Source organism: Propioniciclava sp. MC1595, assembly GCF_017569205.1.
Taxonomy (GTDB): domain Bacteria; phylum Actinomycetota; class Actinomycetes; order Propionibacteriales; family Propionibacteriaceae; genus Propioniciclava.
Genome location: NZ_CP071870.1, coordinates 2,254,644 through 2,278,109, shown reverse-complemented (window position 1 = coordinate 2,278,109; position 23,466 = coordinate 2,254,644). Strand labels below are relative to the sequence as shown.

At 71.8% G+C, this 23,466-nt stretch carries 20 protein-coding genes; 12 read left to right on the top strand and 8 right to left on the bottom strand.

What is annotated here, in order from left to right; translation table 11 throughout:
- The first annotated feature begins 3 nt into the window (after window positions 1–3).
- The 3 genes from J4N02_RS10815 to J4N02_RS10805 are packed head-to-tail and all read left to right on the top strand — an operon-like array spanning window position 4 to window position 4,843.
- Window positions 4–1,392 (top strand): PrsW family intramembrane metalloprotease, encoded by a 1,389-nt coding sequence (locus J4N02_RS10815; RefSeq protein ID WP_188332755.1) that lies wholly within the window; start codon window positions 4–6, stop codon window positions 1,390–1,392.
- Window positions 1,393–1,398: 6 nt separating this feature from the next.
- Window positions 1,399–3,243: a GTPase domain-containing protein gene (locus J4N02_RS10810; RefSeq protein ID WP_188332756.1), complete on the top strand. Its 1,845-nt coding sequence runs from the start codon at window positions 1,399–1,401 to the stop codon at window positions 3,241–3,243.
- Complete coding sequence (locus J4N02_RS10805) at window positions 3,233–4,843, top strand: GTPase (RefSeq protein ID WP_188332757.1); 1,611 nt, start codon at window positions 3,233–3,235, stop codon at window positions 4,841–4,843. The genes J4N02_RS10810 and J4N02_RS10805 overlap by 11 nt, the downstream gene beginning before the upstream one ends.
- A 7-nt stretch (window positions 4,844–4,850) precedes the next feature.
- Here J4N02_RS10805 and J4N02_RS10800 read toward each other — a convergent pair whose 3' ends face one another.
- Window positions 4,851–5,411 carry a YceI family protein gene (locus tag J4N02_RS10800; protein ID WP_243760782.1) on the bottom strand — a complete coding sequence of 187 codons (561 nt, stop codon included), beginning with the start codon at window positions 5,409–5,411 and terminating at the stop codon, window positions 4,851–4,853.
- A 139-nt stretch (window positions 5,412–5,550) separates the two neighbouring features.
- Here J4N02_RS10800 and J4N02_RS10795 point away from each other — a divergent pair, with 139 nt between their 5' ends.
- Window positions 5,551–6,057, top strand: coding sequence for a single-stranded DNA-binding protein (locus J4N02_RS10795; RefSeq protein WP_188332758.1), 507 nt, complete (start codon window positions 5,551–5,553; stop codon window positions 6,055–6,057).
- 59 nt (window positions 6,058–6,116) lie between these two features.
- On the opposite strand, the gene ettA is transcribed toward J4N02_RS10795, so the two are convergent.
- Window positions 6,117–7,799, bottom strand: coding sequence for an energy-dependent translational throttle protein EttA (gene ettA, locus J4N02_RS10790; RefSeq protein ID WP_188332759.1), 1,683 nt, complete (start codon window positions 7,797–7,799; stop codon window positions 6,117–6,119).
- 117 nt (window positions 7,800–7,916) lie between these two features.
- Between ettA and J4N02_RS10785 the strand changes: the two genes are divergently transcribed.
- Genes J4N02_RS10785 through J4N02_RS10775 form a run of 3 tightly spaced genes read left to right on the top strand, consistent with a single transcriptional unit; the run spans window position 7,917 to window position 10,058 of the window.
- Window positions 7,917–8,705 (top strand): thioredoxin domain-containing protein, encoded by a 789-nt coding sequence (locus J4N02_RS10785; RefSeq protein WP_188332760.1) that lies wholly within the window; start codon window positions 7,917–7,919, stop codon window positions 8,703–8,705.
- On the top strand, window positions 8,705–9,532 hold the full coding sequence (locus tag J4N02_RS10780; RefSeq protein WP_208090937.1) for a cytochrome c biogenesis CcdA family protein: 828 nt from the start codon (window positions 8,705–8,707) through the stop codon (window positions 9,530–9,532). The genes J4N02_RS10785 and J4N02_RS10780 overlap by 1 nt, the downstream gene beginning before the upstream one ends.
- Window positions 9,533–9,542: 10 nt before the next feature.
- Window positions 9,543–10,058, top strand: coding sequence for a DUF308 domain-containing protein (locus J4N02_RS10775; RefSeq protein WP_188332761.1), 516 nt, complete (start codon window positions 9,543–9,545; stop codon window positions 10,056–10,058).
- Between the two features lie 44 nt (window positions 10,059–10,102).
- On the opposite strand, the gene J4N02_RS10770 is transcribed toward J4N02_RS10775, so the two are convergent.
- Genes J4N02_RS10770 through J4N02_RS10760 form a run of 3 tightly spaced genes read right to left on the bottom strand, consistent with a single transcriptional unit; the run spans window position 10,103 to window position 13,934 of the window.
- Window positions 10,103–10,663, bottom strand: coding sequence for an NUDIX hydrolase (locus J4N02_RS10770; protein WP_188332762.1), 561 nt, complete (start codon window positions 10,661–10,663; stop codon window positions 10,103–10,105).
- A complete protein-coding gene (locus J4N02_RS10765) occupies window positions 10,660–13,470 on the bottom strand; it encodes an FAD-binding and (Fe-S)-binding domain-containing protein (RefSeq protein ID WP_243760781.1) in 2,811 nt (936 codons plus the stop codon). Before J4N02_RS10765 ends, J4N02_RS10770 begins: the two co-directional genes overlap by 4 nt.
- Window positions 13,471–13,475: 5 nt before the next feature.
- Window positions 13,476–13,934 carry a MarR family winged helix-turn-helix transcriptional regulator gene (locus tag J4N02_RS10760; protein WP_188332763.1) on the bottom strand — a complete coding sequence of 153 codons (459 nt, stop codon included), beginning with the start codon at window positions 13,932–13,934 and terminating at the stop codon, window positions 13,476–13,478.
- Window positions 13,935–14,040: 106 nt separating this feature from the next.
- Here J4N02_RS10760 and J4N02_RS10755 point away from each other — a divergent pair, with 106 nt between their 5' ends.
- The 4 genes from J4N02_RS10755 to J4N02_RS10740 all read left to right on the top strand — a co-directional run bounded on the left by J4N02_RS10755 (window position 14,041) and on the right by J4N02_RS10740 (window position 18,730).
- Window positions 14,041–15,855, top strand: a complete 1,815-nt coding sequence (locus tag J4N02_RS10755) for a long-chain fatty acid--CoA ligase (RefSeq protein ID WP_188332764.1) — start codon at window positions 14,041–14,043, stop codon at window positions 15,853–15,855.
- Window positions 15,856–15,877: 22 nt separating this feature from the next.
- Window positions 15,878–16,735 carry a thioesterase family protein gene (locus J4N02_RS10750; protein WP_188332765.1) on the top strand — a complete coding sequence of 286 codons (858 nt, stop codon included), beginning with the start codon at window positions 15,878–15,880 and terminating at the stop codon, window positions 16,733–16,735.
- Entirely contained in the window at window positions 16,732–17,565 is an 834-nt protein-coding gene (locus J4N02_RS10745; protein WP_208090936.1) for a shikimate dehydrogenase, read from the top strand. The genes J4N02_RS10750 and J4N02_RS10745 overlap by 4 nt, the downstream gene beginning before the upstream one ends.
- Before the next feature lie 553 nt (window positions 17,566–18,118).
- Entirely contained in the window at window positions 18,119–18,730 is a 612-nt protein-coding gene (locus J4N02_RS10740) for a hypothetical protein (protein ID WP_208090935.1), read from the top strand.
- A 160-nt stretch (window positions 18,731–18,890) separates the two neighbouring features.
- Here the strand turns inward: J4N02_RS10740 and J4N02_RS10735 are convergent, their stop codons facing one another.
- The 3 genes from J4N02_RS10735 to gndA form a co-directional block, all read right to left on the bottom strand.
- A complete protein-coding gene (locus J4N02_RS10735; RefSeq protein ID WP_188332768.1) occupies window positions 18,891–19,619 on the bottom strand; it encodes a DsbA family protein in 729 nt (242 codons plus the stop codon).
- A gap of 16 nt (window positions 19,620–19,635) precedes the next feature.
- Window positions 19,636–20,394, bottom strand: a complete 759-nt coding sequence (locus J4N02_RS10730) for a DUF4328 domain-containing protein (RefSeq protein WP_188332769.1) — start codon at window positions 20,392–20,394, stop codon at window positions 19,636–19,638.
- Window positions 20,395–20,459: 65 nt separating this feature from the next.
- Window positions 20,460–21,908: an NADP-dependent phosphogluconate dehydrogenase gene (gene gndA, locus J4N02_RS10725; protein ID WP_182815635.1), complete on the bottom strand. Its 1,449-nt coding sequence runs from the start codon at window positions 21,906–21,908 to the stop codon at window positions 20,460–20,462.
- Between the two features lie 129 nt (window positions 21,909–22,037).
- Between gndA and uxaC the strand changes: the two genes are divergently transcribed.
- Window positions 22,038–23,465, top strand: coding sequence for a glucuronate isomerase (gene uxaC / locus J4N02_RS10720; RefSeq protein WP_188332770.1), 1,428 nt, complete (start codon window positions 22,038–22,040; stop codon window positions 23,463–23,465).
- Window position 23,466: the final 1 nt, after the last annotated feature.

The following is a 23,466-nucleotide window of genomic DNA, read 5'->3' as shown; positions in this document are numbered from 1 at the left end:
CGCATGAGTCTCGACCACCTCGCGCTGCGCGAACGCCGCGCGAACGGGTTGCCGGTCGAGCCCACCGGGCCGAGGCAGCACTGGGCCAGGCGCACCCTCGCCAGCCCGTGGACGTGGGTGACGCTCGGTGCCACCCTCATCTACGCGGCCTGCCTGCTGTGGATGTACCAGACCTCCATCCAGGAGACGCCCGTCGAGGGGGGCGTGATCCCGGGGTTGAACGCGTCGGCGATCCGCCGCTCGGCGCAACTCGCCCTGCCCACGCTGGCCGCCTGGATCGGGGTGTTCCTCCTCGTCGACCGGTTCCGGCCCATGCGGCCGGTGCTGTGGTGGCTGGCGCTGGGCTGGGGCGCGTGCGTGAGCACGGCGTCCTCGATGGTGATCAACACCTGGGCGGGCCAGGAGATGGCGATCGTCGGCAACGGCGACCCCGCCACCGGCGCCCGCGCGGCGGTGTTCGTCGCCCCGTTCGTGGAGGAGGCCACCAAGGCCACGATCCTGTTCCTGATCGCGATGGCCCTGCGCAACCGGCTGGTCACCCGCCTGCAGGCGGTGGCGCTGGCCGGGCTGTCGGGCGCCGGCTTCGCCTTCACCGAGAACATCCTCTACTACAGCCGCGTCATCGTGTACTCCTCCACGACGATCGAGACCGGCGACCCCGAGGCCGCGCTCGCCGAGATCGTGATGCTGCGCGGGCTCAAGACCGCGTTCGGCCACCCGTTGTTCACGGTCCTGGCCGGCATCGGGCTCATCATCGCCCTGCGCTCGGCCAGCAAGGTGGTGCGCATCCTCGCCCCGCTGGCCGGCTTCCTGCTCGCCGCGGGCGCCCACATGGTGTTCAACTTCATGGCCAGCACCGGCATGGACCCCAACGTCATGGCCGTCGTCGGCTGGATCGGCATGGTCTCCCTGCTCATCCACCTCGTGCGGCAGGCGCTCGCCGAGGGACGCCGCCACCGGGCCCGCCTCACCGACTACGTCGCGATGGGCTGGCTCCCCGAGGAGGCCCTCGTGGCGTTCAGCCGGCAGCGCACCCGCTGGCACAGCCTGTTCAACGCGGTCAGCCACGGCTGGCGTCCGTTGCTGGCGACGTTCCGGCTCCAGCGCACGATGGCCGACCTGGTCCACCTGCGCGACTCCCAGCTCCGCGGGCTCGTGGACGCCGCGGGCCACGGTCGCGAGCGCGAACTGCTCGACCGCGCCCGTGAGCTGTGGCCGATCGCGGTCACCGACCCGAAGGTCCAGCGCTTCCACCTGCCCAAGCTGCCCAACCCGGTGCAGTGGTGGCGGCGCCGCCGTGCCTCCCGGCTTGCTGCCCCGAGCGGGCAAGGCCCGATAGGCTCACCGCAGTACTCGCCGGTCGACCCCCGGTGGGCGCCACCGAAAGGGTAGGAAGGCATGAGCACTGCGGCACTCGCCGAGGCACTGGTCCGACTGCGGGACGCCTTGGCCGCGGTCAGGCTGCCGCTGGGCCTCCCGGGCAGCGCGGAGGCGGGCAAGTCCGCCCGCGACCTGGTCACCCAGCTCGACGACTACGTCCTGCCCCGGTTGGCGACGCTGGACGCCCCGCTGCTGGCCGTCATCGGCGGCTCCACCGGCGCGGGCAAGTCGACGCTGGTGAACTCGCTGGTGGGGCGCGAGGTGTCCCGGCCCGGCGTGATCCGGCCGACGACGCGCAGCCCGGTCCTCGTGCACCACCCCGGCGACCTGGAGTACTTCTCCTCCGAGCGCATCCTCCCCGGGCTGGGCCGCTCCTTCGACCAGGCGCACGACACCAGCACGCTGCAGCTCGTCGCCGAGCCGTCGCTGCCCCCGGGCCTCGCCCTGCTGGACGCCCCCGACATCGACTCCGTCGTCGCCGAGAACCGGGCCCTGGCCGCCCAGCTGCTCGCCGCGGCCGACCTCTGGATGTTCGTCACCTCCGCCGCCCGCTACGCCGACGCCGTGCCGTGGGAGTACCTGCGCGCCGCCGCCGACCGCGCCGCCGCCGTGGCGGTCGTCCTCCAGCGGGTCCCGCCCGCCGCGATGGGGGAGGTGCCCCCGCATCTGGGCCGCCTCATGACCGAGCGCGGGCTGGCCCACTCGCCGCTGTTCGCGGTCCCCGAGACGACCGTGGACGCCCAGGGCCTCCTCCCTGACGCCGCCGTCTCCCCGATCCGGTCCTGGCTGGCCACGCTGGCCGCCGACCAGGTCAGCCGGCAGGCCGTCGTGTTGCAGACCCTGGACGGGGCGATCGGCTCGCTCGTCGCCCGCTCGCCCGGCATCGCGGACGCCGTGGACGGCCAGGTCGAGGCCCTCGGCCAGCTGCGCGCCGACGCCGAGAAGAGCTACGCCGAGGCCGTCCGCACCATCGGCGTCCAGACCGCCGACGGCACCCTGCTGCGTGGCGAGGTGCTCGCGCGCTGGCAGGACTTCGTGGGCACCGGCGAGTTCATGCGCGCCGTCGAGCAGAAGATCGGCTGGCTGCGCGACAAGATCTGGTCGACCCTCAAGGGCGAACCCCCGCAGGCCAACGAGGTCAAGCTGGCCGTCGAGTCGGGGCTGGAGGCGCTCGTCCGTGAGGAGGGCGACGCCGCCGCCGAGCGCGCCGAGGCCGCCTGGGCCGCCAACGCGGCCGGGCGCCAGGTGCTGCAGTCCAGCCGGGAGGACCTGTCCCACAGCTCGCCGGAGTTCTCCGCGGCCGTGTCGAAGGCCATCCGCGACTGGCAGGGCGACGTGCTCGACATCGTGTCCGAGGTGGGGGCGTCCAAGCGCAACACCGCCCGCTACCTCGCGCTCGGTGTGAACGGCATCGGCGTCGCGCTGATGGTCGTGGTCTTCAGCCAGACCGGCGGCATCACCGGCGCCGAGGTCGGCGTGGCCGGCGGCACCGCGCTGCTGGCGCAGCGCCTGCTCGAGGCGGTGTTCGGTGAGGACGCCGTCCGCAGGCTCGCCAAGCAGGCCAAGGACCGGCTCGACGAGCACATCCAGGGTCTGATGTCGGCCGAGCTCAACCGCTACCTGCGCGCGATTGCCGAGACCGGCGCCGACTCCGCCATCGCCACCGAGGTGCGCGAGGCCACGCAGGCCCTCTCGGCCCAGCGGGCCGAGACCACGGCGCTTCCGATGGGCGCCCCGCGCGCCGAGCTCGACCCCGCCCGCCTGGCGGTGGAGGCGCAGCCGGGCCCCACGCTGACCGGCGAGGTCCTCGACCCCCGCCCGCTCGACGAGGGGTACCGCGTGGAGGTGCGCGATGAAGCGTGACCGCAGGCACGGCGCCAGCATCGCAGTGCGCCTCCAGCACCTGGACGAGGCCATCGACCTCGCCCGCGGGAGGGCGTCCGACGAGGTGGTGGACGCCGCCGACGAGCTGGTCGACCGGGCCGGCCACCGTCTCTCGATCGCCGGCGACCACACGGTCGTCGCGCTGGCCGGCGCCACCGGCTCGGGCAAGTCGTCCACGTTCAACGCCGTCACCGGCACCCAGCTGGCCCGCACGGGTGTGACCCGGCCCACCACGAGCGAGGCCATGTCCGTCTCGTGGGGCACCGAGCAGCCCGTCGAGCTGCTCGACTGGCTCGGGGTCAGCCGGCGCAGCCTCGTCCCGGCGGGGGAGTCCGACCTCGCCGACCTGGTGCTGCTCGACCTGCCCGACCACGACTCCACCGAGGTCAGCCACCGGCTCACCGTCGACCGCCTCGTTGAGCTGGTCGACATGCTGGTGTGGATCGTCGACCCGCAGAAGTACGCTGACGCGGCCCTGCACGACGGCTACCTCAAGCCGCTGGTCGACCACGCCGAGGTCATGGTCGTCGTCCTCAACCAGGTCGACCGGTTCACCGACGAGCAGCGCCGGGCGGCCCTGGCCGACCTGCGCCGCCTGCTCGACTCCCAGGGGCTGCAGCGCACCCGCGTCATGGCGATGTCGGCGCTCACCGGCGAGGGCGTTGCCGAGCTGCGCGCCCTGCTCGCCGAGGTCGCACACGCCAAGGCGGCCAAGGTGCAGCGCTTCTCCGCTGACGTGACGCGCCAGGCGGCGCTGCTCGCCGAGGAGCTGGGGGACCAGCCTGTTCCGCGCCTCGACCGCGGGGTGGTGGACCGCCTCAACGAGTCGATGGCGGAGGCCGCCGCGGTGCCGGTCGTCGTCGACGGCGTCCTCAAGGCGTGGCGCCACCGGGGGACGATCGCCACCGGTTGGCCGATGGTCAGCTGGCTGAAGCGGCTGAAGCCCGACCCGTTGCGCAAGCTGCGCCTGGGCCTGTCCCCGCGCGAGCTCAGCCCCACCGACGTCAGCCGCACGTCGCTGCCCAAGGCCACCTCGGTGCAGAAGGCGCGACTGGACGCCTCGCTGCGCGGCGTCCTGGACGTGGCGACCGCGGGCGTGCCGCGCGGCTGGTCGGACCAGATCCGCTCGGTCGCCCGCGGCAACGACAAGCTGCTCGCCGACCGGCTCGACGGGGCGGTGGCCTCCACCGACCTCGAGATGGACCGGGGCCACGGCTGGTGGGTGCTGGTCACGATCCTGCAGTGGGTGTTCTTCCTGGCCCTGATCGTGGGCGTGGTGTGGCTGGCCCTGCCGTTCGTGCTGGCGTTCGCCCAGGTGCCGATGGACCTGCCGGTCATCAGCTGGCAGGGCTGGCCGGTCCAGACGCTGCTCGCGGCGGGTGGCCTCGCCGGGGGAATCGTGCTCGCCCTGCTCAGCCGGGTGTTCGTCGAGGCCGGCGCGCGGGTCAAGGCGCGCCAGGCGCGCAAGGCGCTGACCGACTCGATCGCCGAGGTGACCGCCGTCGAGGTGGTCGGCCCGATCCAGGCCGAGCTCGACCGCTTGGTGGCCGCGCGCGAGGCGACGGCGAAGGCGCGCTGAGCGCGGCCTAGTGCGGGGCGTCCGCCTGCTTGATGGCGGACACCTCGAACTCGAGCTTCACGGCGTCGGAGACCAGGACGCCGCCGGTCTCGAGCACGGCGTTCCACGTCAGGCCGAAGTCGGCGCGGCTGATCGTCGTCGAACCGGTGAAGCCGATGCGCTCGTTGCCGAACGGGTCCTTGGCGCCGCCCTCGTACTCGAAGGACACCCGCACCGGGCGGGTGACGTCGCGCACCGTCAGGTCGCCGTCGACCTCCACGAGGTTCTCGCCCGTGATGCGGAAGTCGGTGCCCACGAAGGTGATGGCCGGGAACCGGGCGACGTCGAAGAAGTCGGGACTGCGGAGGTGTCCGTCACGGTTGGCGTCGCGGGAGTTGATGCTGCTGACCTTGACGCTCACCAGGAGGGCGGAGTGCTCGGGCTGCGCCCCGTCGATGAGCGCCCAGCCGTGGAAGGACTCGAAGGTGCCGCGCACCTTCGCGATCCCGGCGTGGCGCGCGACGAACGCGATGCTGCTGTGCGCGGGGTCCAGGTGGTACATCCCGTCGAGTTCGGTGAGTGCGAGCACCAGGTGTCTCCCCTTCTGTCCACAGGGTCGTGGTCGGACTGACCCGAGTTTTCCACAATCCCGGGAAGTGATTGCACCAAACTACCGCCTGCCGCCCAAGGTTCCGGGCAACTCCCACAACGACAGGAAGGGGTCCGCCATGGAGGCGCAGATCATGGTCGCCGGCAACGTCGGCAACAACGTGGAGTGGCACGAGGACGAGCGGTACGAGGGCCGGGCCAGCTTCAGCCTGGGCGTGACGCCGTCGGTGTTCCGCGACGGGCGGTGGCAGGAGGAGGCGACGACCTGGTACCGCGTCACCTGCTGGCGCCGGCTCGCGGTGCACGTGCGCGACAGCATCCGCAAGGGCGACGCGGTCGTCCTCGGCGGCAAGCTGCGCCTCGACCGCTGGGTCGACCAGAACAACGTGCAGAAGTACGAGTACGCGATCGACGCGAAGTGGGTGGGGCACGACCTCCGCCGCGGGTCGGCGCTGTTCGAGCGCGCCCGGATCCGACAGGACCCGAGTGCACCCAACGAGTCCGACGCCGACGCGGCGCGGGCCGAGTACGAGGCGCGCCAGTTCGAGGCGATGATGGTCGAGGAGGGCTTCGACGAAGGCGAGGCCGTCGACCCGGCGACCGGTGAGGTCACCACGCTGGGCTGAGACGGGTCGGCCCCGGGGGACGGTGGTCATCCCCCGGGGCCGGCGCGAACCAGAATTCGTCAGTCGCGCTTGAGGCGGCGGTGCTTGCTCGCGTGCGGGCGGGCGGCCTCGACGCCCAGGCGGGCGACCTTGTTGGCCTCGTAGTCGGCGAAGTTACCCTCGAACCAGAACCACTGGGCGGGGTTCTCGTCGTTGCCCTCCCACGCGAGGATGTGGGTCGCGACGCGGTCGAGGAACCACCGGTCGTGGGAGATCACGACGGCACAGCCGGGGAACTCCAGCAGCGCGTCCTCGAGGCTCTGCAGGGTCTCGACGTCCAAGTCGTTGGTCGGCTCGTCGAGCAGCAGCACGTTGCCGCCCTGCTTGAGGGTGAGCGCCAGGTTGAGGCGGTTGCGCTCACCGCCGGAGAGGACGCCGGCGAGCTTCTGCTGGTCGGGGCCCTTGAAGCCGAAGGAGGCGACGTAGGCGCGCGAGGGCATCTCGAAGTTGGCGACCTTGATGTGGTCCAGGCCGTCGGAGACGACCTCCCACACGTTCTTCTTCGGGTCGATGCCGGCGCGGTTCTGGTCCACGTAGCTGAACTGGACGGTCTTGCCGACCTTGAGCTCGCCCGAGTCGGGCTCCTCCGCGCCGGTGACCATCTTGAACAGCGTGGTCTTGCCGACGCCGTTGGGGCCGATGATGCCGACGATGCCGGCGCGCGGCAGCGTGAACGACAGGTCGTCGAGCAGGACGCGGTCGCCAAAGCCCTTGGTCAGGTTCGTGGCCTGCAGGACGTCGGAGCCCAGGCGCGGGCCCGGCGGGATGTTGATCTCGGCGGTGTCGATGGTCCGGTTCTTCTCGGCCTCGGCGGCGAGCTCCTCGTAGCGGGCGAGGCGGGCGCGGTTCTTGGCCTGACGGGCCTTCGGGTTGGCGCGCACCCACTCGAGCTCGCGCTCGAGGATCTTGGCGCGCTTGGCGTCCTTCTTGCCCTCGATCTGCAGGCGCGAGCGCTTGGTCTCCAGGTAGGTGGAGTAGTTGCCCTGGTAGGGGTGCAGCTTGCCGCGGTCGACCTCGCAGATCCACTCCGCGACGTTGTCGAGGAAGTACCGGTCGTGCGTGACGGCCAGGACGGCGCCGGGGTAGCTCTTCAGGTGGCCCTCGAGCCAGGCCACGGACTCGGCGTCCAGGTGGTTGGTGGGCTCGTCGAGCAACAGCAGGTCGGGCTGGGCGAGCAGCAGCTTCACCATCGCGACGCGGCGACGCTCACCACCGGAGAGCACGTCGACGGGGGTGTCCCCGGGCGGGCACTGCAGCGCGTCCATGGCCTGCTCGAGCTGGCTCTCGATGTCCCACGCGTTGAGGTGGTCGAGCTCCTCCTGGAGGGTGCCCATCTCGGCCATGAGCGCGTCGAAGTCGGCGTCGGGCTCGGCCATCTCCATGCCGATCGCGTTGAAGCGCTCGACCTTGGCCAGCGTGCCGGCGACCGCCTCCTGCACGTTCTCCATGACCGTCTTGTCCTCGGTCAGCGGGGGCTCCTGCAGCAGGATGCCGACGGTCTTGCCCTTGCCGAGCATCGCGTCGCCGTTGTTGGGCTTCTCGAGGCCGGCCATGATCTTGAGCAGGGTCGACTTGCCGGCGCCGTTGGGGCCGACGACGCCGATCTTGGCGCCCTCGTAGAACGACAGCGTGACGTTGTCGAGGATGAGCTTCTCGCCCAGCGACTTGCGCACGTTGTGCATGGTGAACACGAACTCGGCCATGAACCGTCCTTGTGAGGTCTTGGTGTGTGGGAATGGAGTCGGGCCCCAGTATAGGGACGCGGCCCGCCGGTCAGTCACCGGGCGCCGCGGGGGAGACCACCTTGTACCGTGGGGGGTATGTCCAGCATCGCCACGCCTCCCACGCCCGCGCCCGACGCCCCCAGCAACCGCCGGGGGCGCCTCATCGTGGCGTGGGTCCTCAGCGTGGGCCTGGCCTTCCTGCTCGGCATGCAGGTGCGGCCTCTCACCCAGCCGGCCGCACCGGCGCAGACGGCCACCGCGTCCGCCGACGCCGCGCAGGCGACGCCCGAGCCCGCGGCGTCCACGCCCCCCCAGCCGAACCCCGAGCTGGAGCGGTTCCTGCTCGACCTGCCCCGCCGCGACCCCAACGACCCCCTGGCGATGGGGAAGGTGGACGCCAAGGTGGTCATGACCAACTGGTCGGACTACCGGTGCCCCTTCTGTGCCGTGTGGCACCAGCGCACGATGCCCGCGCTGGCCAAGTACGTCGAGGACGGCACGCTGCGCATCGAGTTCCGTGACCTGTCGCTGTTCGGCGAGCAGTCCGACGCGACCGCCGTCGCCGCGCGCGCCGCCGGGCAGCAGGGCCGCTTCTGGGAGTTCCAGGACGCCGTGTTCGCCGCCGCGCCCCCGAGCGGGCACCCCGACATCCAGCGCGACGACATCCTGGCCTTCGCGCAGACCGCCGGCGTGCCCGACATGACCGCGTTCGAGACCGCGCTGTCCGACCCGGCCCTCCTCGAGGCCGTGGCAGCCGACTCCGCCGAGGCCCGCCAGCTCGGCATCTCGGGCACCCCCTTCTTCGTGATCGGCGGGCAGGCCATCAGCGGCGCCCAGCCGACCGAGGTCTTCGAGAGCCTGATCGCCCAGGAGCTCGCGCGCTGATGCTCGACATCGGCTACCTCGGCGCCCTCCTCGGCGGCGTGGCCACGATCGTCAGCCCCTGCTCGGTGATGCTGCTGCCGGCATTCTTCGCCTACGCCTTCGCCAGCCGCCGCGCGCTGCTCGGCCGCACCGCGCTGTTCTACCTGGGCCTGATCACGACCCTCGTGCCGCTGGGAGCGGCCGCCGGCAGCGTCGGGGCGCTGTTCAACGCGCACCGCGAGGTCTTCATCGCCGTGGCCGCCGTCCTGATCATCGTGCTCGGCCTGGTCCAGGCCCTCGGCATCACGATCCCGCTGCCGGGTCGCGCCCGGCCCGGCGCCGACCCCACGAGTGCGCTGTCGGTGTACGTCCTCGGCACCGTGTACGGCGTGGCCGGCACGTGCGCCGGCCCGATCCTCGGCTCGGTGCTCACCGTGGCCGCCCTCGGCGGGGACGCCGTCCGCGGCGGCCTGCTGCTGGCCATCTTCGCGGTCGGGATGGTCGTGCCCTTGGTCGTCCTGGCCCTGGTCTGGGAGGCGTTCGACCTCGGCCGGCGCTCGTGGCTCAAGCCGCGGCCCGTCCAGCTGGGCCCGGTGCACACCACCGTCGGCAACCTCGTCTCGGGCGGGCTGTTCGTCGGCCTCGGCATCCTGTTCTGGGCCACCGAGGGGCTGGGCAGCCTCGGCGGCGTCCTCGGCGCGGCAGAGCAGCAGGACCTCGAGACCCGCATCCTGGCCGGCGACGCCGGCGGCTGGAGCGACATCGCGGTCGTCGTGGCCCTGTTCGCGCTCGCCGGGCTGCTGGTGTGGTCCGCCGATCGCTTCGCGGCGCGCCGCGCGCGGACGTAGGGTGTCGCCCATGGCCCGCCGCGACACGACCCACCGACCGAACCCGGCGGCGGTCGCGCTGGGCGTGCTGTGGGTCGTGGGTGGGGTGATCTTGGTCGCCGCGGGCCTGATGAGCCTGGTGCCCTCGCTCTACGCCCTGGGCGCCGTGGCCCTCCTGGCCGGGGCCCTCGGCCTCGTCGCCGCGTTCGTCCCGACGACGACCCTCTCGTTCTGGACCGAGCTCGTCCCCGGCGCCCTCATGCTCGCCTTCGGCATGGCCGTGGTCCGGTTCCCCACGCTGGAGGTGCCCACCGTCCAGCTCCTGGCCGCCGTGGTGCTCCTCGCCCTGGGCCTGGTCCGCCTCGGCGCCGCCCGCGAGTTCCTCGCCGCCTGGCGCCCGCTGCTGTTGGCCGGCCTGGTCTCGCTGTTCCTCGGGCTGGTGCTGCTCACCGACGTCGTGCCCGCCTCCCTCGCGGGCGTCGCCTTCCTGCTGGGCTGCGACCTGCTGGTCGGCGGCATCGTCGTGGTGCGAACCGCCGGGCGCTGACCCACCCGCTCAGGCGCTGGTCCGGCGCAGGGCCGTCGGCCGTGTCAGGGCCGTGAGAGCCTGACAAGGCCGGACTGCACGAGCTCGCGGACCTCGTCGAAGACGTCGCCGGGGAGGTCGGCCACCGGCCACCACGCCACCCGGTGGGACTCGTCGGACAGCACGAGGGCCGCGCCCTCGGACGCGCGCCCGACGAAGCGCACGTCGAGGTGGCGGGTGAGGTGGGTGTACCCGCGGCAGGTGATCGGGTGGCAGTCCAGGTGCACCGGGCTGGGGTCGAGGTCGACCGCCAGGCCGAGTTCCTCGCGCACCTCGCGTTCGGCCGCCGCCCGCAGCGAGGCGTCGGACGCCTCCCCGTGGCCGCCCGGCTGGAGCCAGGCCCCGACGATCCGGTGCAGGACGAGGGCGACGTGGGACAGGTCGTGGCTGAACACGAGCGCGGACGCCGTGAGGTGCCCCGGCGCGCAGGACCGCTCGCACGCGTCGGGGCGGGCGGCGAGGAACGCCAGGTAGGACTGGGCGAGCGCGGCCTGCCCCGGGGACGGCGGCACCCAGTCGGTGAGGGTGGCGACGGCGTCGGCGTGCAGGTGGGCCGCCCCGCTCATGCGTGGGCGACCAGCAGCTCGGCGAAGGTGAGGGCCTGACGCGCTTGGAGGTCCTGCAGCTGCGTGCGGCAGGAGAACCCGTCGGCCAGCACGATCGCGCCCGCGGGGGCGGCGTCGAGCGCGGGGCCGAGGTTGGTCTCGAAGACCTTCACTGAGAAGTCGTAGTGCCCGGCGATCATGCCGTGGTTGCCGGCCAGGCCGCAGCACCCGTTGACGCGCACGATCGTCGCGCCCGAGGCGACCAGCAGCCGCTGCTCCGCGGCCCAGCCCATGACGGACGCCTCGTGGCAGTGCGGCTGCGCGACCACGGTGTGCCCGGTCAGGTCGGGCATCGTGAAGTCGGGGTCGGCCGCGAGGAACTCGGCGAGCGTGACGACGTTGGCGGCGACCTCGGCGACCCGGGGGTCGTCGTGGAGGAGCTCGAGGGCGTCGGAGCGCCACACGGCGATGCAGCTGGGCTCGGTGCCCACGATCTTCGCCCCGCGGGAGACGTACTCGTGGAGCACGTCGGTGGCGTTGCGGAGCTCCTTGACCGCACCGTCGAGCTGGCCCGTCGTGATCCAGGTCAGGCCGCAGCAGGCCTTGCGCTCGAGCAGGCGGGGCGTCCAGCCGTTCTCGATGAGCACGGCGGCCATCGCCGCGACGTGGTCGCCCTCGAAGGCGTCGCTGAAGGAGTCCACCCAGAGCACGACCTCGCCCTTGGCGGTCGGGGCCGCGCCGGGCAGGGCACGGCGTCCCTCGACCTGGGCGCGGGCGGCCGCGCGGTTCGAGCCCTTCGCGAAGCGGGGCATGCCGCGGTGCTGGTCGATGCCGGCCACGAGCTTGAGGACGTTGGTGATGCCCGGGGTCTGCATCACGACGTTCATCAGCCTGGGAAACACGGGGTTGGAGGAGACCAGGCGCCCCCACATCGGCAGCCAGCCCATCGTGTAGTGGTCGCGCGGGCGCAGCCGGCCCTTGAAGGCCTCGTACTGCACGCGCGACTTGTAGGCGGCCATGTCGGTGCCGGTGGGGCAGTCGCGCGAGCAACCCTTGCAGGACAGGCACAGGTCGAGCGCCGCGTGCACCTCGGCCGAGCGCCAGCCGTCGGTCACCAGCGTGCCGTTGACCATCTCCTGCAGGACGCGGGCCCGGCCGCGGGTGGCGTCCTTCTCCTCGCGCGTGGCCTGCCAGCTGGGGCACATCACGTGGCTGCCGGTCGAGGCGACGCACTTGCCGACGCCGGTGCAGCGGTGCACGTCGTCGACGAACTGGCGGTGCGTACGGAACAGCGGGGAGCGCCGCATCGTCGGCGCGCGGAGGTCGGCGTCGAAGGGCGCGGGGTCGACCAGGACGCCCGGGTTGAGCAGGTTGTCGGGGTCGAAGATGCGCTTGACAGCCGCGAACAGCTCCAGGGCCTCGGGGGAGTACATCCGGGGGAGGAGCTCGGAGCGGGCTCGGCCGTCGCCGTGCTCGCCCGACATCGACCCCCCGTAGGACGCGGCCAGGTCGGCCGCCTCCTCGATGAAGGCCCGGTAGCGGGCGGCCCCGTCGGGGACCTGCGTGAGCGGGAAGTCGATGCGGCAGTGCACGCAGCCGTCGCCGAAGTGGCCGTAGGGGAGCCCCTGCAGCTCGTGCCGGCGCAGCAGTGCGTCGAAGTCGCGCAGGTAGTCGCCCAGGCGGGCCGGCGGCACGGCGGCGTCCTCCCAGCCGGCGTGGGCGGGCCGCTCCAGGCTGACCCCGGCCAGGCCCGCGCCGTCGGCGCGGATCTTCCACAGGGCGGCGGCGACGACCAAGTCGTCCACCACCTCGCCGTCCAGGCAGCCGGACGCCGCGAGCAGTCCCCGGGCACGCTCGGCCAGGCGGTCGACGTCGTCGTCGGCCAACTCGACGAACACCCAGCCGTCGCCCTCGGGCAGGCGCGGCACGGCGTCCGCCCCCAGAGCGCGGGAGACGACGTCGACGATGCGCCGGTCCATCCCCTCGACGGCGGTGGGGGAGAAGGGGAGGATCGCCGGCATGGCGTCCGCGGCGTCCGGCATCGTCGGGTAGCCGAGGGCGAGCATGGTCTTGTACGGGGCGTCGGCCACGAGCCGCACGGTGGCGCGGGTGATGACCGCGAGGGTGCCCTCGCTGCCGGCGAGGAACTTGGCGACGTCGAAGCCGTTCTCGGGCAGCAGCCACTCCAGCGAGTAGCCCGACACCTGCCGGGAGAAGGTGCCGAACTGGGTGCGGATGGTGCCCAGGTTGGCCATGACCAGCTCGTGCAGCGCCCGCAGCGTGGGGGAGTCGGACGCCGTGAGGTCGGCCCGCGAGTCGAGGCTGAGCCGCTCGCCGGTGCCGGTGATGACGTCGAGCGCGACGACGTTGTCGGAGGAGCGGCCGTACCCCAGCGCGCGTGGGCCGCAGGCGTTGTTGCCGATCATGCCGCCGATCGTGCAGCGGGTGAACGTGGAGGGGTCGGGGCCGTAGCGCAGGCCGACCTGCTGGGCGGTGCGGGACAGCACGTCCTGCACGACGCCGGGGTCGACGACGGCGGTGCGTGCCTCGGCGTCGATGGCGTGGATGGCGGTGAGGTGGCGGGCCACGTCGACGACGACGCCGGGGCCGACCGCGTTCCCGGCGCAGGACGTCCCTGCGCCTCGGGTGGTGAGGGGCACGCGGGCCGCGCGCGCGGCGTCCACGACGGCCTCGAGCTCACCGACCGTGCGCGGGTGGGCGACCCCCTGCGGGACGACGCGGTAGAGCGAGGCGTCGGTGGAGTACAGGGCCCGCGTCAGGGTGCTGTCGTCCAGGCCAGGGATCGTGTCGGCGGCGACGGTGGTCACCTTGGTCAGTCTGCCACCTGGTTGACCGCGTTCATCGCGCGTCCCAGTGCCTCGAAGTCGGCCGGGTCGACGACGTCGACCAGCACCTCGCGCACCGAGTCGACGTGGGCGGGCGCGGCGGTCTCGAGGAGGCCGAAGCCCTCGTCGGTGAGGATCGCGATCACGCCGCGGCGGTCGTTGGCGCAGGGTGCCCGGTTCAGCAGGCCCTTCTTCTCCATGCGCGCGACGGTGTGGGTCAGGCGGGAGCGGGACTGCCGGGCGGCGTCGGCCAGGTCGCTCATCCGCATGCGGCGCTCGGGGGCCTCCGACAGGCGGACCAAGATCTCGTACTCGCCCAGGTCGAGGCCGAACGGGCGGAGGACCTCGTCGAGGTGGGAGTCGATCCGCGCCACCGCGTCCAACCAGGCGCGCCACACCTTCTGCTGCCCGCTGGAGAGCCAACGGGTGGAGGACGGGGTCGACATACCGCAAGCATAGTCGGATTTGACAGTTCAATCGTTGGGTCCCGGCCTCTACACTGACCCGGAAACAGACAGGTGGGCGCCGGGCTCCGCCTGGGACAGGACGACGATGACCGACATCCAGACACTGCTGGACAACCGGCCGCCGACGGTGGGCGCGATGTTCAACTGGCGCGTGGCGGCCACGCCCGACAACGAGGCCATTCGGTACCCCGATGCCCAGGAGAACTGGGTGAGCCTCACCTGGGCACAGATGCGGCAGGTCGTCTGGGAGGTCGGCGCAGGCCTGCTGGCCATCGGGCTCCAGCCCGAGGAGCGCGTCGCGATCGCCTCGAACACCCGCTACGAGTGGGTGCTGCTCGACCTGGCGATCAACTGCGCCGGCGGCGCCACGACCACCGTCTACCCGAACACCACGGGCCCCGAGTTCGCGCACATCATCACGCACTCCGAGTCGAAGTACTTCGTGGCCGAGAACGTCGAGCAGCTCGAGAAGCTGCGCGAGCTCGTGCCGGGGGACCAGATCCGCGAGGTGATCCTGCTCGACGGCACCGCCGAGGGCACCATCAGCAAGGAGATGCTGCGCGAGAAGGGCCGCGCCCTGCTCGCCGAGAACCCTTCCGCGATGGACGACGCCGTGGCGGCCACCACCCCCGACACGCTGGCCACCCTCATCTACACCTCCGGCACCACGGGCCTGCCCAAGGGCGTCGAGCTGCTGCACAGCAGCTGGACCTACGAGGGCGTCGCCGTCGACAGCCTCAACATCATCGGGGCCGACTCGCTGCAGTACTTCTGGCTGCCGCTGAGCCACGTCTTCGGCAAGGCCGTCATGATGATCCAGCTGCAGGTGGGCTTCGCGTCGGTCGTCGACGGACGCCTCGACAAGATCGTCGACGGGCTCGGCATCACCCAGCCGTCGTTCATGTGCGGCGCCCCCCGCATCTTCGAGAAGGTCCGCAACGCGGTGAAGGCCAAGTCGGCCGGCGGCGTGAAGGGCCAGATCGCGCGGTGGGCGTTCCACGTGGGTCGTGAGTCGAACCCGTACCGCGTCAAGGGCGAGAAGCTGCCCGGCATGCTCGGGGTGCAGTACAAGATCGCCGACAAGCTGGTCTTCTCCAAGCTGCAGCAGCGCCTGGGCGGCAACATCGAGTTCCTCATCTCGGGTGCGGCCAAGCTCAGCTCGCAGGTGCAGGAGTGGTTCTACTCGGCCGGCATCGTGATCGTGGAGGGCTACGGTTCGACCGAGACCTCCGCGGTCGCCTGCGTCAACGAGCCGAGCAAGCCCCGCTTCGGCACGGTCGGCCCGGCCCTTCCCGGCACCGAGCTGCGGATCGCCGAGGACGGCGAGGTGCTCATCAAGGGCCCCGGCATCATGCGCGGCTACCACAAGGACCCCGAGCAGACCGCCGAGGTGCTCGTCGACGGCTGGTACCACACGGGCGACATCGGTGAGCTGGACGCGGACGGCTACCTCAAGATCACCGACCGCAAGAAGGACCTGATGAAGACCTCGGGCGGCAAGTTCGTCGCCCCGCAGAAGGTCGAGGGCACGATGGCCGCCAACATCCCCTACGTGTCGCAGGCGGTCGCGGTCGGCGACGGGAAGAAGTACATCTCCGCCCTGTTCACCATCGACCCGGGCGCCATGGAGAGCTGGGCGCAGCGCCACGGCAAGGAGGGCATGAGCTACGCCGAGCTGACGCAGCTGCCCGAGTTCCGGGCGTCGATCGACCGGTTCCTGGCCCGCGCGAACGCGAAGCTCGAGCGCTGGGAGACGGTCAAGCGCTACGCGGTCCTCGACCACGAGCTCACCGTCGAGGAGGGCGGCGTCACGGCGAACATGAAGCTGCGCCGTGGCGCCGTCGCCAAGCGGTACGCCGACCTGGTCGAGTCCCTCTACGACGCGGAGGAAGAGGACTGAGTTGGAGCCCTACCGGGTTCGCGTGCCCCTGCGCTGGGTCGACCTCGACGCGCAGGGGCACGCCAACAACGCCGCGATCGTCGACTACCTGCAGGAGGCGCGCGTCGCGTTCCTGCTGACGGGGCCGAACGCGCACCTGCTCGGCAACGGGATCATCGTGGTCGGCCACCAGGTCGAGTACGTCGCGCCGATCTTCTTCACCCCCGAGCCGCTCGACATCGAGCTGTCGGTCGGTGACGTCGGTGCGGCGCGCTTCACCGTGGGCTACGTGGTGCGGCAGGGCGACACGGTGGTCGGCCGCGCGCGGACGCTGCTGGCCAACTTCGACTTCCAGGCCGGACGCCCCGCGCGCCTGTCCGACGCCGAGCGGGCCTGGTTCCTCGAGCGCCAGGTGGAGCTCGAGCCGATGCGGGAGGTGGGGTCGTTCGACGTGGGCCCCGACCACCACACGCTGTCGTTCCAGGTGCGCTGGTCGGACCTGGACGCCTACGGCCACGCCAACAACACCCGGTTCTACGACTACGTCGCCGAGGCGCGGGTCGCGCTGAAGACGCCGCTGCTGGCCAACTCGATCCGGATGAACCCGCACGACGAGGTCGAGCACGCGTGGATGGTCGTGCGCCAGGACATGCGCTACACCGGCCAGATCGTGCACCGGCTCGAGCCCTACGAGGTGCACACCGCGATCGGGTCGACCGGCCGCACGTCGATGACCGTGGCGGCCGAGATCGTCGACCCGCTGGACGGCTCGGTGAAGTCGCGCTCGACCACCGTCCTGGTGCACGGGGACGCCCAGGGCCGCCCGCAGCCGCTGCCCGACGCGATGGTCGAGGCCGCCCGCACCTGGCCGGCCACGCCGACGGGGCGGGCCCTCCTGTGACCGGACCGGGGCCCCACCGCTGCGCGGTGCTCGGCCAGCCGATCGCCCACTCGCTGAGCCCCCTGATCCACACCCGGGCGTACGAGGTGCTCGGCATCTCGGGGGAGTGGACCTACGGGCGGCACGAGGTCGACGAGGACGAGCTCGCCGCCTTCGTCGCCGGCTGCGGGCCGGAGTGGGTCGGCCTGTCGTGCACCGCCCCGCTGAAGCAGGTGCTCCTGGGGTTGGGCGAGGCCTCCGACCGGGCCCGGCTGCTCGGCTCGGGCAACACCTTCCTGTTCAACGAGGGCTCGCCGCTGGTGGAGAACACCGACGTCACGGGCCTGGTCGGCGCGTTCGCGCGCGCCGGGGTCGGGTCCGCGTCCTCGGCGCTCCTGCTGGGGAACGGGGCCACCGCCCGCTCGGCGCTCTACGCCCTGGCGGAGATGGGGGTCCGGGACGCGCTGGTCCTGGCCCGGTCCGAGGACAACGCGCGCGCGTCGCTGGAGGAGCTCGGCCGCACCCTGGGCGTCCGGTTGTCGTACGGGCCGTGGGGCACGGTGCCGGACGCCCCGGCGGCCGATGTGCTCGTCTCGACCGTCTCGGCGCCGCTGGCGAGCGAGGTTGCCGGGGGGCTGGTGCGGTTGGTGGACGCCTGCTTCGACGCCACCTACAACCACTACCCGACCGAGCTCGACCGGGCCGCCCGCGCCGCCGGGATCGTCCAGCTGTCGGGCATCGACCTGCTCGTCGGCCAGGCCCTCGACCAGATCCGGCTCATGACAGGTCGCTCGTGCCCGCCCGAGCCGCTCCTCGACGCCGCCTACGCAGCGCTGGGGGGCCGGGGCTAGGCAGGTCGACCAAACTCATGCCGCGGCGTGACTCGGTGCCCGGATTCGGCCGTTTCCCGTTGCGGACTCACCCACGTGCATGAGTTCGTCGCGGAGGATGGAGTATCCGGGGCGGGATCTGCCGCGCGGGAGCACACCGAGAACAGCAGTTGTCCACAGATGTATCGGCCAGTGCTGCGACAGGCCTCGGGGGTGGTCGAGGCTGGAGGGTATGGCCCACCCACCCCCGCATCGGCCCCGTCCCCGGCCGCCGCGAACTCCCGAGCCGGTCGACATCCGCCGTCCCTTTCGCACCCGGGATGCCGCGGCGTCCGGTGTCTCGAAGCGGCGGCTCTACTCGCCGGAGTTCAGGCGGATCGTCCGAAGCGTGCACATCTTGGCGACCGTGCGCCCGCAGTCGTGGCACGAGGCGGAGGCCGTCATTCTGGTGGCGGGTGACGGGGCATTCGTGTCGGATCACACGGCTGCCCGCCTGTTCGGTGCCGTCGTACCCGACGAGGAACACCTCCACGCGAGCATCGAACCCACGAGGCACCGGTCCACGATCCCAGGCGTGATCGTGCATCGCTCGACCCACGTGCCGCAGCGGTTCCGGGGACTGCCGGTGACATCACCCGTGGACACCTTCCTCGACCTGTCCGCATGCCTCGGCCTGGTCGACCTCGTGGCCGTGGGCGATTCCTTGGTGCACCGTGGGCGGACCACCCCGGAGGCTCTGGTCCGGGCCGCGGAGGAGGAGGGCCGGGGTCGGAGGGCGCGCGAGGCCGCCCGGTTGGTTCGCGCGGGGGTCGAGTCACCGATGGAGACGCGGCTCCGCCTCCTCATCGTGCTCGCCGGACTCCCCGAACCCGAGGTGAACATCAAGATCCGCGACGAGCGGGGGGACGTGGTGCGCCGGATCGACCTGGGGTACTCCGACCAGAAGGTGGGCATCGAGTACGACGGGAAGCAGCACGCGACCTCCCGTCACCAGTACGCCGCCGACGTCCGGCGCCGCGAGGAACTGGCTGCTCTGGGGTGGCGCCTCTGGGTGGCGGTCAGCGACGACCTGTTCACGTCGCCGGGAGCGGCCTTGGCGCGGATCGTCGCCGTGATGCGCGAACGTGGCATGGGCGTTCCGCACTTGCGGGACGCGTGGCGCGCCCACTTCCGGGGCCGCGAGTGAGGGTGGCCGTCACGTGGGCCCCTCTGCCGGTGGACCGAACTCACGCCGCACCATGAGTCAGTTGCGCTGGGAGGTCGGATCGCGCAACCAAGTCAGCGGCCGGCATGAGTTCGGCCCATGCGATCGGGTTGGCAGGAGTTCGGGCCGACGGGGGTTGCGGTCAGTCGCAGCCCTCGGGGCCGCAGGCGGGGCCGGTGGTGTCCTGCTTCAGGCCGGGGATCGTCAGGGTCTCGAACGCCGGCTTGGGGTGCGCCTCGTCCCAGACCTGGGCGATCGCCTGGGTGAACACCTCGAACGGCTGCGCCCCCGAGATGCCGTACTTCTCGTGCAGCACGAAGAACGGGACGCCGCTGATGCCCATCGAGCGGGCCGCGTCGATGTCGCCGGCGACCTCGGCGTCCAGGGCCTCGTCCTCGAGCGCGGCGCGCGCCACGCCCTCGTCGAGGCCGACGCCGGTCGCGAGGCGGACCAGCACGTCGGCGTCCGAGATCGACTCACCGTCGGTGAAGTGGGCCTTGAAGAGGGACCGCTTGAGCTCCCACGCGATGGCCGGCGACACGGACGCCGCGGCGTGCAGCAGCCGGTGGGCGCGGCGGGAGTTCGCCACGGCGAGGGAGTCGAAGTCCATCGTCAGGCCCTCGGAGGCGGCCGCCTGCGCCACCTGACCGAACATCTGCCGCACCGTGGCCTCGGGCATGCCCTTGCGCTGGGCGAGGTACTGAGTCTCGGTGCCGTCGTAGGCGTCGGGCAGCGACGGGTCGAGCTGGAAGCTGTGCAGGGTCACCTCGACGCCGTCGCGGTGCTCGAAGGAGGCGAGCGCGCGCTCGAAGCGGGTGAGGCCGATGTAGCACCACGGGCAGGCGATGTCGGACCAGATGTCGATCTTCATGTCCGGCCCAACCCCGTCAGGCGTCCGGGTGTTCCCGGGTGCCGGCGATTGCCGCGGTCACCCGCGTCACCAGCAGCCACGCGAACGGGACCGCCGCCAGCAGCACCAGCCCGCCGGCGATCGCGACCCACGTCCCCACGCCGGGGGAGGTCGACGCCAGTGCGGCGCCGATGCCGGCACCGAGGCTCCCGACCACCCACAGGGCCCACCACGCGGGGAGCCAGCCGGGGCGGCGTCCGGTCGACAGGCGGGTCAGGTCGGCGACGTTCTGGTACGGCAGCCACCACAGCCCCACCGGCACCAGCCAGGACAGCACCTGCCAGCCGGGCGTGCGCCGCGGCGTCCCGGGCGGGAACGCCTTCGCCACCCGGTACTGCCACACCATCCAGAACAGCCCGGCCACCAGCAGCAGCCCGGAGGCGGCCCCGGTGAGCCCCACCGCGACGTTCTCGGTCAGCCACTCCGGCGGGTCGGACAGGCGCCAGGCTTGCGCGCCCCAGGCGAGCGGCAGGCCGAGCCCGGCGAGGGCGACGAACACGCGGGTGACCAGCGCGAGCGGGCCCAGGCTCGGCGGGGCGGGGGCCGGCCAGCCGGACGCCGCGGGCCCGGGCTCGACCGCCACCGGCTCCACCCGCTCCACCGGATCCGGCTGTGCGGGGGCCTGGGGCGGATGGGTGGCGTCGGTCCACATGGTGCCGTCCCACCAGCGGTGCACGGGCGCCCCGTCGGGGGACGGGTACCAGCCGGCGGGCACCGCCTGCGGGGCCTGGGTCATCGGTCAACCACCTCCGGACACCAGTGTGCCCCGGGCACAAGGCCCGGGGCACACGGCGGGGTGCGTCAGTGGGTGTCGACGGCCTCGGACTCGGTGCGGTCACCGCTCCAGTTGGTGTGGAACGTACCCTCCTTGTCGATCCGCTTGTAGGTGTGCGACCCGAAGAAGTCGCGCAGCCCCTGCGTCATGGCGGCGTTGGTGCGGTCCGCGCGGACGATGTCGTAGTACGACAGCGCCGAGGCGAAGCCCGGGATCGGCACGCCGGCCTCGGTGGCCTTGGCCACGACGCGGCGCCACGACCCGTTGGCGTCGGCCAGGCCCTGGCTGATCGAGGGGGCCTCGAGCAGGGTCTCCAGGTTGCCGGCCGCGTACTCGTTGGAGATGCGGTCGAGCAGCTTGGCGCGGATGATGCAGCCGGCGCGCCAGATGCGGGCGCAGGCGGCCACGTCGATGTCCCAGCCGTACTCCTGGCCGGCGACCTTGATCAGGTGCAGGCCCTGGGCGTACGCGATGACCTTCGCCGACCACAGGGCCTGGCGGACGTCCTCGACGAAGGCGTCGCGGTCGTCGACCTGCACTGTGCCGTCAGGGCCGGTCAGGGCCTTGCGGGCGGCCTGCCGCAGCTCGGGCGAGCTGGAGGCGGCGCGGGCGAAGACGGACTCGGCGATGGCCGCGGCCGGGACGCCGAGGTTCAGCGCCTCCTGCACGGTCCAGGTGCCGGTGCCCTTCATGCCGGCGGCGTCCACGATCACGTCGACGAGCGGCTTGCCGGTCTCGGCGTCCACCTGGCGCAGCACCTCGGAGGTGATCTCGATCAGGTAGGAGTCGAGGTCGCCGGTGTTCCACTGGGCGAAGACGTCGGCGGCCTCGGCGGCGGACAGCCCGACGCCCTTGAGCAGGTCGTAGGCCTCACCGATGAACTGCATGTCGGCGTACTCGATGCCGTTGTGCACCATCTTCACGAAGTGGCCGGCGCCGTCGGTGCCGATCCAGGTGCAGCAGGGCTCTCCGTCGTACTGGGCGGCGACCTTCTCGAGGATGGGGCCGACGTGGGCGTAGGAGTCCTTCGGGCCACCGGGCATCATCGACGGGCCGAGCAGCGCGCCCTCCTCACCGCCGGAGATGCCGCAGCCGATGAAGTTGAAGCCCTTCTCGGCCATCATCTTCTCCCGGCGACGGGTGTCGGGGAAGTAGGTGTTGCCGCCGTCGATGACGATGTCGCCCTGGTCCAGGAAGGGCAGGAGCGCCTCGATCGTGGCGTCGGTTGCGGGGCCGGCCTTGACCATCATGATGATGCGGCGGGGCTTCTCGAGGGAGTCGACGAACTCCTCGACCGACTCGGAGGCGACGAACTCGGCCTCGGGGTGGGCCTCGAGGACGGCCGCGGTCTTGGCGTAGGACCGGTTGAAGATCGCGGTCTTGAAGCCCTTGCTGGCGAAGTTGCGGGCCAGGTTGGAGCCCATGACCGCCATGCCGACGACGCCGATCTGCGCGATGCCAGTCTTCTCGCTCATGTGTGCTTCCTTCTGTTGGGGACCGATCACGCCTCATCTTGCCCCAGCTCTCCGGACCCGGAGGCGTTTTGCCCCCAAAGCGCCGCAACCCCCGGCAACCCCCTGCAACAACTGCGGATGCGGGACAGAATGGCGGGCATGACAGTGCCGTTGACCCTGAATCCCGACCGGCTGTTCCCGGCTGAACCGCAGACGCGCGCGGTCGCCCGCAAGCTCTACGAGCAGATCAAGGACCTCCCGATCCTCTCGCCGCACGGCCACGTCCCGCCGGTGTGGATCGCGGACGACCTCGAGTTCCCGGACCCGACCAACCTGCTGCTCACGCCCGACCACTACGTCAACCGCATCATGCACGGCCAGGGCGTCGACCTGGCCGACCTGGGCGTGCCCATGGGCCGCGACGACTTCAGCGCGGAGCAGGCCCGCAACGCCTGGAGGATCTTCTGCAAGCACTGGTACCTCTACCGCGGCACCCCGATGAAGTTCTGGATGGAGGCCGAGCTGGTCGACATCTTCGGTGTCGACGTGCGCCCGTCGGAGGAGACGGCCGACCGGATCTACGACACGATCGCCGAGAAGCTGCGCACCCCGGAGTTCCGTCCGCGCGCGCTCATGGACCGCTTCGACATCGAGTTCATCGCCACCACCGACGACCCCCTGGACGACCTCGAGCACCACGCCAAGCTCCGTGACGACGCGTCGTTCACCCGCACGGTCGTGCCGACCTTCCGTCCCGACAAGTACCTCGAGCCCGCGCGCGAGGACTGGAACGACCTCATGGACGCCCTCGCCGAGAAGACGGGCATCGACACCGGGACGTGGGGTGGCTGGGTGTCGGCCATGGAGAACCGCCGCGCGTTCTTCAAGAGCATGGGCGCCACCTCGACCGACCACGCCCACGTCGACATGGTCATGGCCCCGCTCGAGGACGCCGAGGCCGTCTACGCGCGCGCCCGACGGGGCGAGGCGTCCGCGGAGGAGTGCACCGCGCTGCGCCGCGCGTTCATGTTCGAGCAGGCCCGGATGGCGTCCGACGACGGCCTCGTCATGACCTACCACCCGGCCGTGGCCCGCAACCACCACCAGCCGACGTTCGAGCGGTTCGGCGCCGACGTCGGAGGCGACATCCCGCTCAGCTTCGAGGTCGTGGAGGCCCTCCGCCCGGTCCTGAACGCGTTCGGGACGCACCCGAACTTCCGCATCATCCTGTTCGGCATGGACGAGACCGTCTACAGCCGCGAGGTCGGCCCGCTCGCCGGGTTCTACCCGTCCGTGTACGTCGGCCCCCCGTGGTGGTTCATCGACGCGCCGGACGCGATCAAGCGCTGGCGCAAGGCGCTCACCGAGTACGGCACCTTCTACAAGACGACCGGCTTCATCGACGACACCCGCGCGTTCATGTCGATCCCGGCCCGCCACGACGTCGCCCGCCGGTGCGACGTCTCGCATCTGGCCGAGCTGGTCGTCGAGGGCCGCCTCGAGATCGACGAGGCCGAGCAGACGGCGTTCGACCTGACCTCGACGCTGCCCAGGAAGGCCTTCAACATCCCCAGCTGAT